This is a genomic window from Chryseobacterium sp. JJR-5R (assembly GCF_034047335.1).
Classification (GTDB): Bacteria; Bacteroidota; Bacteroidia; order Flavobacteriales; family Weeksellaceae; genus Chryseobacterium.
Genome location: NZ_CP139137.1, coordinates 389,826 through 404,050, shown reverse-complemented (window position 1 = coordinate 404,050; position 14,225 = coordinate 389,826). Strand labels below are relative to the sequence as shown.

Genomic DNA, 14,225 nt, shown 5'->3' with positions numbered 1-14,225 from the left:
ACTTAACTTCACTCCATATCAAAAAACGCTGCTATTTCATTAATAGCAGCGTTTTTTATTTTTTATTTGTAATTCATTTATTCATTTTTTCGGCGATGCTCCGTTTCTTTTTTCGCTCATAAATAACTTCTACAATTTTGCCTCCCATCCAGGCAAAGGGAAAAAAGGTTAAGAAAATAGAGATTTTATAGAACGTAGGATGATAAGGAAAGACAATAACATCCAACATGGCTATAAACAGCATGATGAAACCGATAAGAATGGCATAGGCCACTTTTGCGTATTTTACAATGATGGCCGTCACTACTCCCCCAACGGTAGTTCCCAATCCGGAAATAAATAAAAGGAAGCCGAAAAAGGCATCATCATTCTGCATGCTCTGAATAAACTTCTGCCAGTGCTCAAACGGAGCAAAAGCTTCAAAAGTAACCCATTGCGGGAATACCCTTATGCCAAGAGTGATAATAAGCCCGGCGATTCCCAGACCTACGATAACCGCAATTGTATTTCTTAAGAAGTTCATTAATCCTGATGTGCGATCATGGAAATTTCGATATCAACATTTTTTGGCAGGCATGAAACCTGTACAGTCTCACGGGCCGGATAGCTTTCAGCATCCAGGTATGAAGCATAGATATCATTCATTACCGCAAAATCATCCATGCTTTTAAGAAAAATAGTTGCTTTCACCACATTTCTAAAAGTCATGCCGGCTTCCGTAAGCACAGCTTCAAGGTTTTTCATCACCTGATGCGTTTCCTTTTCAATACCTTCCACCAGTTTACCGGTTGCAGGATCTACAGGAATCTGCCCGGAAATGTATAATACGCCGTTTGCCATATTGGCTTGTGAATAAGGCCCGATTGCTGCGGGAGCATTAACGGTGTTGATTATTTTTTTCATTAGAATTTATTTTGGGTGCAAATATAAAATTTATATTCTATTTCCATAACAGATATCAAATCTGATGCTAGAACGGCGCATTAGGCTGGGTAAAACTTCTGTCCTTGTATTTTAATGCATCACTTAAGATGTTGGCTTTGATCCCGATAAAGAAATCATAAACTTTATACTGGCCGAAGGGAACCCAGTTGAAGTTAATGGTAAAGCTTCGCTGGTCTCTGGCAAAGCCGATTCTGGTATAAGCCAGCTGTTTGGTCACCATATCATAATGGGTACTGCCGTTGATATTCCAAAAAGGCGTAAGTTTCAGGCTTCCGTCCAGCCCCACTGAAGCCAGCCTGGTAGGCGTCCTTGATGCTGAGCTTTTAGTGAAAGCGTAATTGGCATTGATATTTAAAGTCCAAGCCTGATCAAAATGGGCGTAATTGTCATCATCAAAATAATAATTTTCATTTCTGACTTCTCCTTTGGCCTGGTATTTTTTAGAATACTCGGTCTTCTCCCCGAATATTTCGCTGCTCAGAGGGTAAGACATCTGCACGTTGAATCCCTGTATCCCGAACCCTCCGAAATCTTCCGTCCTGATCCCGGTTTCCTGGCCGGGAAGGTAAATTACCTTATACGGGTCTAAAGATAAGCTTGTGTTGACACTTAATTTATTATCGAAGAAAGAAGACTGCCCGTTAATCGTGATGATGGACCACGGATGGTCTTTTGCTGCAAAATTATAGCTTCCGGAAAGGTTTAAGGATTCAAAAATCTTCAGTTTTTTCACTCCTGTGGAATCACTTTTGGACCTTACCTTCATTTCGATATTATTCCCGATGTTGAAGCCCAATGCCCCTACCATTCCGCTGCTCGGGCTTCCTACAATCCCTCCTTCAAAAATGGAATACGGCGTTAAAGCACCGCTTGCATCATAATAATTCCTGAAATACCCGAAACCGGATCCTCCGAAATCAGGGGAATAGGTAAATCCTATACTTGGGGTCATCATATGCCTGATAGCCTCAATGGCAGATCCCTTTTTAAAGTTTTTCATGCCGTATAAGGTAGTCTGGAGACTTGCCGTGGTGGAAAACGTTGAGTATCCGGAAATCCCTTTATCCACTTCGTTTACAGTAGCATTCCTTATGGGATCATAGTATTTTTTCAGTGTTTTTGTCGTTAAGGCATTATCAATATTAGCTCCTAAACTGAATGTAAAATATTTGGCCAGGGTTGTGTTGGTTCCCAAAGCAATATTGTTCCTCAGGCCGGTCTGCATTTTTTCCCACATGGCCGCAGTAAACAACTCGCCTTCATCAGTCTGTACAAAATTCGTCAAGTTCAATCCTGTATTTACCGTAATATTTTCCAGTAAACCCTGGCGCACTCCTGTTTTGGAACCGAACAGGTAAAACTGGTTGATGGCTACATTCATCTGTGGCAGACGCAGATCTGACAGCCCCGTTGCAAAGTTCTGCGAGTAAGAAGCGGTACCGGTAATGGTTGCCGGCAGTTTCAAAAATCTTTTGGTGATGGTAACCGTAGAGTTCTGCTGGGTATTCAAAACATTCTGGTTAAGGATGTAATTGTTATTTAAAGTATTGTTATAAAATTTTGTACTTACAATATCTACCGAAGCGGAGAATGTAAGAAAAGGATTGGCTTTTGTATCCTGGGTATGCCTCCAGGCAATCCTGTAGGTGCTGGTCTTTCCGTAATCATCCAGCCCTTTGATACCGCGCACTGCAGTTCCCACATCTGCAGAGAAATTACCTGAGTACCGGTATTTTTTTATATAATTCATTTCGGGCCTCAGGTTCCAGCTTCCTTTTGTATAAATATCGGCAAGGATTTTAAGGTCAAAATGTTCCCCGATCGGCTGATAGTAACCCAGCCCGTTCAGGAAGAACCCTACATCCTGCCTTTCCCCGAAACTCGGGATCAGGATCCCGGCAGACCTTTTATCTGAAAAGGGCAGAATGGCAAAAGGCATCACCAGAGGAGTCGGAACCTGCTCAATATACATCTGAATCGGTCCTGAAATGATTGAAGATTTATTTCTTGTTTTAACCAGTTTGATATTGGAAGCCCGCAGGTGGTAATCTGCTGCCGTATCTTTTTTCTTAATGAAATAATCGTCAGTGGTATAATTAGCACGCCTCATGGCAAAGACGGAATCATTATACTTTTTTGTTTTTTCGGCTACAATTACGCCTTCGCTTTCTTCTGTCCTTGCATTGAAAGCAATGGCCTGCCTGGTTTTGGTATTGTACTGAAACTGGTCAGTTTCATATTTTTTGCCGGCCTGGGTAATTACCGCAGGCTCTATAAACCTGCCTGATGAATCCTGCTTGCCGCGCGCAAACATCAGGCTTTTTTCTTCATCGATAGAGATATAATCTGCGTCAATCTGCACATCCTGGTATTTTACCTGCGCATTTTTATTCAGATAAATCATTTTTTTCTGAAAATCCCTCCTGTTATAGTCTGCTTTTGTCTGCATGACATCATCAAGGGCTTCTTTTTTTAAAACAACAGTATCTTGCTTTGCAATAGTATCGTTAGCCACATTTTCGGGCAATTTTTCAGGCGTTTGCTGTGCTAAAAAATTGTTAAAAATTAGGATAATTAAAATTTGTAATATATTTTTGAAGACGGTTTTGGCCAATTTATTTTGTTATATTTATGATATGCAATTAAGGCCCAAAATTAATATAATTTTTAACACTGTAAGATGCACAAAGTAAATTTTAAAATAATTTTATCATTTCTCCTTATTCTGTTCAGTAACTTTATTTTTTCACAGAAAAAATTTATCGTTGTTTTAGATGCCGGACACGGAGGAAGTGATCACGGGGCCAACAGAACCTACTCCGATATCGGAAGGATCGCAGAAAAGGATGTTACCCTTGCCATTACCCTGAAGGTGGGCGAAATGCTTGAGAAAAATAAAGATTTTAAGATAATCTACACCCGGAAGATTGATGAATACCCTTCTTTATCAGACAGGACCAATCTTGCCAACAGGAGTAAAGCAGACCTTTTCGTTTCCATCCACTGCAACTCGTCAAAAAGACCGACGGCTTACGGAACGGAAACTTTTGTACAGGGGCCGGACCAGAATGACACCAACCTGGAAGTGGCCAAAAGGGAAAATGACGTAATTTTCCTGGATGAAAAAGACAAGCAGACCTTCGGTTCTTATGATCCGGGTTCCCCGGAATCTTTAATTGCCCTAAAGCTTCAGCAAAGCCGGTATCTTGAATCAAGCCTGCTGCTGGGAGGACTGGTGGAAAACAATTTTGTAAATAAGGATAAAAGAACTTCAAGAGGGGTATTCCAGAAAAACCTTCACGTTCTCCGTATGAACGCCATGCCTTCCGTGCTTATAGAAACCGGGTTTATCAACCATCCGGAGGAAAGCCATTATTTAGCCTCGGAAAAAGGGCAGGATGAAATTTCGGAAAGTATTTACAAAGCAATTCTTGATTATAAAAAAGCGGTTGACAGAAAATCCGGCAATTCTTATGTTGTAAAGAAGCCCGAGCCTGACAGGCTGGCAGAAGTTGCATTAAAGAATGATTTCAGGATTTTACTGTTGAGCTCCCCAACAAAATATAATGACGGCGACCCGGCTTTAAAAGGACTCAACTATATATTGCCGATTAAAGAAAACGGACAGTATAAATATTATTACGGCGTAACGAATCTGGCTTCGGTAAGGGATGTCAATATCAAGACCGCTAAAGATGCAGGCTTCAGGAATGCGTATGCAGTCGGGTTTATGCCTAATCAGAAGATGAATGCCGGATATTATACTTTGGAAGTATACAGCGGCGATAAACTGAACGGTAATTCATTCATCATGCAGACCCTTAAAGATGTGGAAAGAAATAAAGAAAACGGCGTTTTTTATTATACTTACGGAAAAGCATATACCCTGGAAGATGCAGTGAAGCTTCAGAAAGATATTGAAGCTAAAGGCATTAAGAATACGGTGATCCAAAAAGTTTTCAAATAATAAGAAATAATTTTGAAGTTAAAAAGTTAATGGCTACTTTTGCGACCTCAAAATTTGGCCTATTCGTCTAGTGGTCAGGACTCAAGATTTTCATTCTTGCAACAGGGGTTCGATTCCCCTATAGGCTACGTGAAGCAATACCTAAAAGCTCTTTTACAGAGCTTTTTTGTTTTTAAGTCTGACCGACCGGCCAATGTATTTGTAAATTAATACATAAGTAATAAAATCCTGAAACTTCAGCTTAATGAATTGTTAATAAATAATTTAAGCAGCAGATGCAGCAATTATTGCCGGATAATGAACCTTAATTTCAAAACTATTGATCAAAAATTGATATGATTTTGGTGAATAATCTTTTTTTAATATCAGAAAAATATTATATTTGCACCGTCTGAAAGAGTCATCAGTGACAGAAAATACATGCGTATTTAATAAACCTGATTTCTGCAGACACCAAATTTCAGATCATGCCGGATTTAAAAATACAGGAAGCCAAGCTTCTTTTTAAGAAAATCCACTCTAACCCAAAAAGTTACGATTTAAAGATCAATGAAGACGGGATAACAGGCAGTGATGATAAAATAAGTTTCAGGCTTTACAGGATAGGTGAAAGAGTCGATTTTGAAGTAACAATTGACGAATTTACCTTTACCAATACTACCGGAGAATGGAACAATGCGATGGTTATGCTGAAAAGCACCATCAAAAAATTAGAAAGAGAAGAAGAGAATATTAAAATAGAACAGGCGATCGATAAACTCAGAAAATATTTATCAAACGAAAATTAATTTTTTTAAAAAATAATTTGGTAGATAAAAAAAAAGTTTTTACTTTTGCACTCACATTTGAACGATATGGCAAATCATAAATCAGCATTAAAAAGAATCAGACAAAACGAAGTAAGAAAAGTTCGTAACAGATATTACCACAAAACTGCCAGAACAGCAATTAAGGGGTTAAGAAATGAAGAGGATAAAACTGTTGCTGCAGAACAACTGCCAAAGGTTATCGCTTTATTGGATAAATTAGCTAAGAGAAATATTATCCACAAAAACAAAGCGGCTAACTTAAAAAGCAAATTAACTAAGCACGTTAACAAACTGGCTTAATCAATATAGCTGGCCCGTTCGTCTATCGGTTAGGACCTCAGATTTTCATTCTGGTAAGAGGGGTTCGACTCCCCTACGGGCTACTTAATTTTAATTACTGCTAACCGGGTAATTAAATAAGAGTTGTAAACTTATAAAAACAAAAACACTAACCCTGTAAATTATTTACAGTTTGGTAGATGGCCCGTTCGTCTATCGGTTAGGACCTCAGATTTTCATTCTGGTAAGAGGGGTTCGACTCCCCTACGGGCTACTTAAAGAGATCCATTTTTGGATCTCTTTTTTTATTGCTGTCATTTCATCTTATCAATCGATCAGTTCAAATTTCCCCTGATGGTTTTCTTTTTTCTGAGCAATATATGTATCAATATCTTCCTTATTTTGTCAATTACAAGTATATCTGCTGAATCAGATGTAGGCTTTGAGATTATAATAATTATTTGCCGGAACTCCGTGCGTATAAAAAGGATCAGTCATAATGTATTATTTCTATTTCATAAGGTTGCTTTCCCTCAGATTATAATCATACCGCAGCGTTTCATGTATATCAATTGAAAAGTAAATATTCAATTTAAAACTGTAAAAGTTCTGTAACGTGGTGTTCCATTCTATTTTGACCTTCCTCAGGAATCTGAGCGAAGTTTAAAAATTTTTATGTGAAATACGATGTTGAGATTCCTACGGAATAACAGCTCTGCATAAAGACTTTAAAAAACTGATAAGATGAAAGGATTTAAGACAGAAAATCTATCCTGCTTACAGATAAGAATTTCTATGTATTTTAATTTCTGTACGATCAGGAAAAATATAAATAGAGAATTTCTGTTCTGAACTTTTTGTTTTACTGAAAGGAAGAAAATTGGTATCGTTGGCTCTTGGAAAATTTTTCCTAAGACAACATTTCCGTTACAGTAAAATCCCGGATTGTTTTATTGATGAACGAAACTTCGTAAGTGCAGTCATAATATACAGCATATTCCCCAAGAGTGCCAGAAGGCTGAATACCACAAATAAGGTGAGGAATATGCTGCAGTTTAAATTACTGTTATTTTTTAGCAATTGCTTCTTCGTACCTTCTGCTGATCTCTTTCCAGTTGGTTACGTTCCAGATGGCTGTTAAATAATCTGCTCTTTTGTTCTGGTATTTCAGGTAATATGCATGTTCCCAGACATCGATCCCGAAAATAGGTGCTCCTCTCTGATCTACTACATCCATTAAAGGATTATCCTGGTTGGGTGTTGAAGAAACGAAAAGTTTCCCGGATTTATCCACAGAGAGCCATGCCCATCCTGACCCGAAGCGGTCTGCTCCTGCTTTGCTCATCTTCTCTTTAAAACCATCCATGCTTCCGAATGCATCATTGATAGCCTTGGTAAGCTTTGCTGACGGCTGCGTATTTTTTTCAGGGGTAAGAACAGTCCAGAACAGTTCGTGGTTGTAATGGCCTCCCGCGTTGTTCCTGACAGCCGGGCTCAATTTTGAAGCATTGGACATAATCTGAAACAAAGTCTGCTTTTCCTGCGGCGTCCCTGCAATGGCTTTATTCAGGTTGGCAACATAGGCGGCAGCATGTTTGGAGTAATGGATCTCCATAGTCTGTGCATCAATATTCCCTTCCAATGCATTGTATGCATAAGGCAGGGCCGTCTGCTTAAACTGTGCGAATGCAAACTGCGCCGCAAATACTGCACTCAGAGCAGCTACTTTCATAATCTTCATAATGTTTTGTTTTTTGTATGATTTATGTTTTGACTGGAAGATGGGAGTTTGAAGCTGAAGGTCTGCATAGCGCTCGCAATACTTCCTTTTCCCGGCTTTCAGCCCTTATTTCAATAATTTCTTAATATCTTCAATTAATAGTTCTCTGTCAGGATGGTATTTCCCGGTCAGTTTCGGTATTTTTCCTTTTGCATCTTCATAATTCAGCCCTGAATAGTACAGAACCGGTATATTATCCTGGTTGTATCTGCAGCGGACATTTCCTTCCTGGTCAACAAGTGCAATCATACCGCTGTGGTTCAGGCTTTCGCTTTCATCTTCTTTATCCCCAACATAAATATTAAACTGGTCTGCTATTTTGCCGATATCATCTCTGTTCCCTGTCAAAAAATGCCAGTTCGGGGATTTGACACCGATTTTCCGAGCATGTTCCTTCAATAATTCCGGAGTATCATTTTCCGGATCGATGCTAATCGAAATAATTCCGAAATCTGGGTTATTGATCCTATTCTCAATGGCTCTCATATTCGTATTCATTACAGGACAGATCGTAGGACACCTGCTGAAGAAAAACTCCACCAGATAAACCTTCCCCAGCATATCTTTATTGGTAATTTTTTTGTTATTCTGATCGGTAAGTTCAAAATCCGGGACTTTCATCACCGTGTATAGATTTTTTTTAAAATAACCCATTCCGATACCGATCCCTAAAAACAATAAAGCAATAATGACAACAGGAATAATCACTCTGCTTCTGGTATTATTTCCTTTTTTACTTCTGGACATATTTTGCCGGATCTTTTTTAAACTCGTCTCTGCAGTATACACTGCAAAAACCGTACGTTTTATTTTTATACACTGCCGTATCTTTCATATCGGGCTCCGCAGGCATATGGCAGATCGGATCTTCTGCATTGGCAAATTTCACTTTCTGGACTTGGGATTTTAAAGCTTTACTGCTTTTCTTATGCTTCACTTTAGGTATTTCCTGGGCACACGCCATCAATGAAACCGACAATAATGCCGTTATGATAATTTTGGACTTCATTTGAATTAAATTAAATTGAAATTAATAATGGTATTGAATAGAAACTGACTGGATTTTTAAACTAAACTTAATACAGGTGAATTAATTTTGAACCATTAAGATGCGATGCAAGCTGTTAAGATTAATTGAAATCAAAACATTTTTTAAACTCTAGATGTTAGCAAAGCATATCTTAAAAATTTAGTAAGATCCAATAATTAAAATAAAAATAAATCAGTTTAAAAATAAATTTAAGTTAAAGGAGGATGGAATATCCTGGAAAAATATTCCGAGGCATGAAAACCGGTATAAGCCGAATCAGGATTTTTTACTGAAGCATCAGAGTGAACTGTACCAGAACAGGAAAGGATTTCATTCGATACAAACACATCCAATCCTGAAATTTTGATATCCTGATGATTACTGGACTGCTTCTCTGTTTTGGCAAGTTCTTTTTCCACATAGCATCTTCCTTTACAGTCAGATTGCGGAATACCTCTTTTTTCACAAAGGCTTTTTACGATGTATTTATAATTCACCGCATAATTTACCAATGGCAGAACCGGACGGACTGCAATGGTAAAAATGATGAATATGGAAATGAAAAACCTCAATTGTCAATTCTGTCTTACAAATATACTGCAGAAATGGCTTTTATGACGCACTCATGATGAAAGTCAGTTCTTAAATGATATTATTTTAATTGATTGCTGATGTTAATAAAGTGCCTTTGCTCCCACAGACTGCACAGATATTTAATTATTTTGAAATTATATGCAATCCGCAGGAGATTTATTTTAAAACTTCATCCGCTGAATTCTGACGGCATTTAAAATAGCCAATAATGCCACCCCCACATCGGCAAAAACAGCTTCCCACATTGTTGCTATACCTCCGGCACCCAGAACCAGGACCACCGCTTTTACAGAAAAAGCCAAAATAATATTCTGCCAGACGATTTTTTTTGTCTGTTTCCCGATATTGATGGCCATCGGGATTTTGCTCGGCCTGTCATCCTGGATGACAACATCGGCAGTTTCAATGGTTGCATCGCTTCCCAGTCCGCCCATCGCAATTCCCACATCGCTTAGCGCAACAACCGGAGCATCGTTTACGCCATCGCCGACGAAAGCCACGGTTTGGCTTTCCGCTTTAATTTCTTTGACTTTATTTACTTTATCTTCCGGAAGAAGGTCTCCGTAGGCATTCTGAATTCCCAGTTTGTCTGCAACAAATTGTACAACGGAAGTTTTATCGCCGCTGAGCATAGTCGTTTTTACATGTAATGCATTTAATTTATTGATTGTTAGCTGTACATCTGTTTTAACAGAATCTGCAATCGTCAGGTAGCCGACAAACTTTCTATCGTACGCAACGGCAATTAAAGTGTAGACGATATTTTCAGGTTTGATATCATAACGGATACTGAATCTGTCCAGCAGCTTAAAATTCCCGACTAATAATTCTTTTGCGTTAACGTCAGCTCTTAATCCATGGCCGGCAATTTCCTCTACATTTTCCAATTTTACATTATGATCGATTTCACCGGCATATTCGTGAATGGCCGTAGCAACGGGATGCGAACTTTTACTTTCCAACGCATTGATGAACTTTAGAATTTCATCTTTGTTAAAATCATTTTTAAAATTAACTTCCTGTACTTTGAAAACACCTTCCGTCATCGTTCCGGTTTTATCCATTACCACATGCCGGACCTTTGCCAGGACATCTAAAAAGTTGCTTCCCTTGAATAAAATCCCATGACGGCTTCCTGCACCGATTCCCCCGAAATACCCCAGCGGAATGGAAATCACCAAAGCACAGGGGCAGGAAATCACAAGGAATACCAATGCCCTGTACAGCCAATCTCTGAATAAATAATCTTCGACAAAAAAATAAGGCAACACCGTAATTCCGATGGCCAGAAATACAATAATCGGGGTATATATTTTTGCAAATTTCCTGATAAAGAGTTCTGTAGGAGCTTTCTGTGCCGTTGCATTCTGAACCATTTCCAGGATTTTACTCAGCTTGCTGTCTTTGTATGCTGCGGTTACTTTTACCTGGCTTACGGTGTTCAGATTAATCATTCCGGCTAAGACGGTTTCACCTTTTATTTTAGTATCCGGTTTACTTTCACCTGTTAATGCTGAAGTATTGAATGAAGCCGTTTCTGATAATAGTTCGCCGTCCAGACCTAATTTTTCCCCTGATTTCAACTGAATGATTTCCCCGATATTTACTTTCCCGGCTTTTAGGGTCTGCGGTTTTCCGTCTTTCAGGATCGTTACCTCATCCGGGCGCTGGTCGAGCAGGGTTTTGATATTACTTTTTGCTCTCGTTACGGCTATTGCCTGAAAAACTTCGCCCACTGAATAGAACAGCATTACGGCAACACCTTCCGGATATTCTCCGATACAAAAAGCACCGACGGTTGCAATCCCCATCAGGAAAAACTCAGAAAAAACATCACCGTTCTTTATACTTCCGTAAGCTTCCTTTAATACCGGTAACCCAACCGGAACGTAAGCAATTAAATACCATGCAAGACGGATGAAGCCTTTAAACCAATCGGGTTTCACGTAATAATCCAGTACAATTCCGATCAGCAGTAAGGTAAATGAAATCAGTGCAGGCAGAAACATCTGAAAGGCTGATTGATCTCCCGTATCATGAGCATGGTTATTATCGTGGTCATGACCTTCATGACCATGACTGTCTTGTTGGGGTTCTTTTTTCGGTTTTGCATTGCAGCATTCTTCCATAACTGAATAATTTTAATCAAAATTAAGCTTAAATCCGATGCAATACTATTGCAAACTTTCCAGACAGTTTTCACATATCCCTTTAGCGAAAAGACGTATTTCATCAATCCTGAAATTGCCCTGAACATTTTCCGGAAAGGAAATTTCCTCTTTGCAGGTCGTCTGTTTACATATTTTACAATAAAAATGAAGATGCCTGTCCTGATGGGTTATTTCATTGCAGCCATCGTGGCAAAGCTTATATTTGGTTGTTGTGTTTTCCTGGATGCTGTGAACAATACCTTTTTCTTCAAAAGTTTTCAAGGTTCTGTAAATGGTGGTCCGGTCTGCATTTTCAAAATGATCTTCAATTTCAGACAAGGACAAAGCCGCCTGCTGGGAACTCAGAAAATCATATACCAAAATCCTCATGCCGGTAGGTCTGGTATTTTTATCTGTTAATTTATTTTCGATGTCTTTTTTCATAATAAACCAAATCGGGCTTTTCTAATTATAAGTTAGTGAAAAACTTTCAGACTTCATCTTTCAGGTTTAAAACAAAAAGAATTCTTACTTTTATGCTATGAAAGTTTTAATTGTAAACGGCCCGAACCTGAACCTTTTAGGCACAAGAGAGCCTGAAATCTATGGAACTGTTTCTATGGAGGATTATTTGGAAAAATTAAAATCTGAATTCATGCCTCATGAACTGCATTATTACCAGTCCAATATTGAAGGCGAACTGATCAACAGGCTTCAGGAAGATGATTTTGATGCGCTAGTCATCAATCCCGGAGCTTTTACCCACTATTCTTATGCCATTGCAGATTGCTTAAAAAATATCCGAAAGCCTGCGGTTGAAGTTCATATCAGTAATATTTACAAAAGAGAAGAATTCCGGCAGAAATCTGTGACGGCTGCCAATACCGATGCGGTTTTGTCCGGTTTTGGAATGGACGGTTATCGACTGGCTATCCTGAGTTTTACATCTTAAATAATTGATACAGACGCCTGAATACATTCCCGGTCTGTAAATCGATAGAAAATATAAATAAAAAACCTCATCGGTTGATGAGGTTTCTGTATCAGTTGATGGTTTCTTCCTGCAATTGCGGACCTGAAGCAATCAGCTTTTTACCTTCGTCGGTATTGCAGTACTGCTCAAAGTTCCTGATATATTTTGCCGCAAGATCTTTTGCTTTTTCTTCCCACTCGGAAACATCATTATAGGTATCCCTTGGATCTAAAATCCCTTCTGAAACGTTAGGCAGTTCTGTAGGAACTTCCAGATTCATGATCGGGATCCTTGTTTTCGGAGCATCTTCAATGGATCCGTCGATAATGGCATCAATAATGGCTCTTGTATCTTTCAGAGAAATCCTTTTTCCGGTACCGTTCCAGCCAGTGTTGACCAAGTATGCTTTTGCGCCGTGCTCTTTCATTTTTCCGATCAATGTTTTAGAATACATGGTTGGGTGCAAAGTAAGGAACGCTTCACCGAATGCCGGAGAAAAAGACGGTTCAGGTTCTGTGATTCCCCTCTCAGTTCCTGCCAGCTTTGAAGTATACCCGCAAAGGAAATGATATTGCGCCTGATTTTCGTCCAGTACAGAAACCGGGGGCAATACCCCGAATGCATCTGCGGAAAGATAAACAATCTTGCTTGCATGGCCTGCTTTTGAAGGCAGAACAATTTTATTGATATGGTAAATCGGATAAGAAACTCTTGTGTTTTCTGTAATGGAACCATCCGTATAGTCTGCAATCCCATTGTTCACAACAACATTTTCCAGAAGGGCGTCCCTCTTGATGGCTCTGAAGATATCCGGTTCTTTTTCAGCAGAAAGATCGATTACTTTTGCATAGCAGCCTCCCTCATAGTTGAATACCCCGTTGTTGTCCCAACCGTGTTCGTCATCACCGATCAGGTATCTTTTCGGATCTGCGGACAAAGTTGTTTTCCCGGTTCCTGAAAGTCCGAAGAAAAGGGCAACATCCCCTTCCTCGCCTACGTTTGCAGAACAGTGCATGGAAGCCATGCCTTTTAACGGAAGGTAATAATTCATCATGGCAAACATCCCCTTCTTCATTTCTCCACCATACCAGGTTCCCCCGATGATCTGCAGTTTTTCTGTAAGGTTGAACATCACAAAGTTTTCGGAATTCAGTTCCTGGGCTTCCCAATTCGGATTGGTTGTTTTGGAACCGTTGATTACCGTGAAATCCGGCTCTCCGAAGTTTTCAAGTTCATAATGAGAAGGGCGGATGAACATATTGGTAACGAAATGCGCCTGCCATGCCACTTCAACGATGAACCTTACTTTTAACCTTGTATCGGTATTGGTTCCGCAGAAAGTGTCTACCACATAAATTTTCCTGGATTCGGCAAGCTGCTTCAGCACTAATTCCTTACAAGATCCGAAAATCTCCGGAGTGGTAGGCAAATTCACTTTACCGTCCCAGAAAATCGTGTCTTTTGTAACCTCATCCTGAACAATGTATCTGTCTTTAGGCGAACGACCAGTGAAAATTCCTGTTTTTACTGATACTGCACCAGATTCCGTAAGCTCAGCTTTTTCAAAGCCCTGATTTTCAGGATCCGTTTCAGCCTGGTATAATTCTTCGTACGAAGGATTATAAACAACCTCAAAATTTCCCTTAATCCCTGATTTCTCTAAATCCCGGATGATTTTAGCGTGTTTCATTTTACTTA

General features: G+C 39.3%; 14 protein-coding genes and 3 tRNA genes. 7 read left to right on the top strand and 10 right to left on the bottom strand.

The features are described 5' to 3' along the window. Nucleotides 1-73: 73 nt before the first annotated feature. From SD427_RS01870 to SD427_RS01860, 3 genes are all read right to left on the bottom strand, one after another. Complete coding sequence (locus SD427_RS01870; RefSeq protein ID WP_320559631.1) at nt 74-523, bottom strand: hypothetical protein; 450 nt, start codon at nt 521-523, stop codon at nt 74-76. Then, nucleotides 523-903 (bottom strand): RidA family protein, encoded by a 381-nt coding sequence (locus SD427_RS01865; RefSeq protein WP_320559630.1) that lies wholly within the window; start codon nt 901-903, stop codon nt 523-525. The genes SD427_RS01870 and SD427_RS01865 overlap by 1 nt, the downstream gene beginning before the upstream one ends. A 67-nt stretch (nt 904-970) precedes the next feature. Further along, nucleotides 971-3,559, bottom strand: a complete 2,589-nt coding sequence (locus tag SD427_RS01860; RefSeq protein ID WP_320559629.1) for a putative LPS assembly protein LptD — start codon at nt 3,557-3,559, stop codon at nt 971-973. A 66-nt stretch (nt 3,560-3,625) separates the two neighbouring features. On the opposite strand from SD427_RS01860, the gene SD427_RS01855 reads away from it, so the two are divergent. From SD427_RS01855 to SD427_RS01830, 6 genes are all read left to right on the top strand, one after another. Further along, on the top strand, nt 3,626-4,912 hold the full coding sequence (locus tag SD427_RS01855; RefSeq protein ID WP_320559628.1) for an N-acetylmuramoyl-L-alanine amidase: 1,287 nt from the start codon (nt 3,626-3,628) through the stop codon (nt 4,910-4,912). 56 nt (nt 4,913-4,968) lie between these two features. Beyond that, a tRNA-Glu gene (locus tag SD427_RS01850) sits at nt 4,969-5,040 on the top strand. Between the two features lie 339 nt (nt 5,041-5,379). After that, nucleotides 5,380-5,700, top strand: coding sequence for a hypothetical protein (locus tag SD427_RS01845; protein ID WP_320559627.1), 321 nt, complete (start codon nt 5,380-5,382; stop codon nt 5,698-5,700). Between the two features lie 66 nt (nt 5,701-5,766). Then, nucleotides 5,767-6,021: a 30S ribosomal protein S20 gene (gene rpsT / locus SD427_RS01840; RefSeq protein ID WP_027387243.1), complete on the top strand. Its 255-nt coding sequence runs from the start codon at nt 5,767-5,769 to the stop codon at nt 6,019-6,021. An 11-nt stretch (nt 6,022-6,032) separates the two neighbouring features. Next, nucleotides 6,033-6,104, top strand: a tRNA-Glu gene (locus SD427_RS01835). A 98-nt stretch (nt 6,105-6,202) separates the two neighbouring features. Next, nucleotides 6,203-6,274 (top strand) — tRNA-Glu (locus SD427_RS01830). 792 nt (nt 6,275-7,066) lie between these two features. Here SD427_RS01830 and SD427_RS01825 read toward each other — a convergent pair. The 6 genes from SD427_RS01825 to SD427_RS01800 form a co-directional block, all read right to left on the bottom strand. Beyond that, a complete protein-coding gene (locus SD427_RS01825; protein ID WP_320559626.1) occupies nt 7,067-7,741 on the bottom strand; it encodes a superoxide dismutase in 675 nt (224 codons plus the stop codon). A gap of 105 nt (nt 7,742-7,846) precedes the next feature. Continuing rightward, nucleotides 7,847-8,527: an SCO family protein gene (locus tag SD427_RS01820; protein ID WP_320559625.1), complete on the bottom strand. Its 681-nt coding sequence runs from the start codon at nt 8,525-8,527 to the stop codon at nt 7,847-7,849. Beyond that, nucleotides 8,514-8,789, bottom strand: coding sequence for a YHS domain-containing protein (locus SD427_RS01815; protein WP_320559624.1), 276 nt, complete (start codon nt 8,787-8,789; stop codon nt 8,514-8,516). Before SD427_RS01815 ends, SD427_RS01820 begins: the two co-directional genes overlap by 14 nt. A gap of 230 nt (nt 8,790-9,019) precedes the next feature. Continuing rightward, entirely contained in the window at nt 9,020-9,382 is a 363-nt protein-coding gene (locus SD427_RS01810; protein ID WP_320559623.1) for a hypothetical protein, read from the bottom strand. Between the two features lie 183 nt (nt 9,383-9,565). Then, nucleotides 9,566-11,533, bottom strand: a complete 1,968-nt coding sequence (locus SD427_RS01805) for a heavy metal translocating P-type ATPase (RefSeq protein ID WP_320559622.1) — start codon at nt 11,531-11,533, stop codon at nt 9,566-9,568. 45 nt (nt 11,534-11,578) lie between these two features. Next, nucleotides 11,579-11,998, bottom strand: a complete 420-nt coding sequence (locus SD427_RS01800; RefSeq protein WP_320559621.1) for a Fur family transcriptional regulator — start codon at nt 11,996-11,998, stop codon at nt 11,579-11,581. Between the two features lie 97 nt (nt 11,999-12,095). Here SD427_RS01800 and SD427_RS01795 point away from each other — a divergent pair, with 97 nt between their 5' ends. Next, nucleotides 12,096-12,506, top strand: coding sequence for a type II 3-dehydroquinate dehydratase (locus tag SD427_RS01795; RefSeq protein ID WP_320559620.1), 411 nt, complete (start codon nt 12,096-12,098; stop codon nt 12,504-12,506). 91 nt (nt 12,507-12,597) lie between these two features. On the opposite strand, the gene pckA is transcribed toward SD427_RS01795, so the two are convergent. Beyond that, nucleotides 12,598-14,217, bottom strand: coding sequence for a phosphoenolpyruvate carboxykinase (ATP) (gene pckA, locus SD427_RS01790; protein WP_320559619.1), 1,620 nt, complete (start codon nt 14,215-14,217; stop codon nt 12,598-12,600). Nucleotides 14,218-14,225 lie beyond the last annotated feature (8 nt).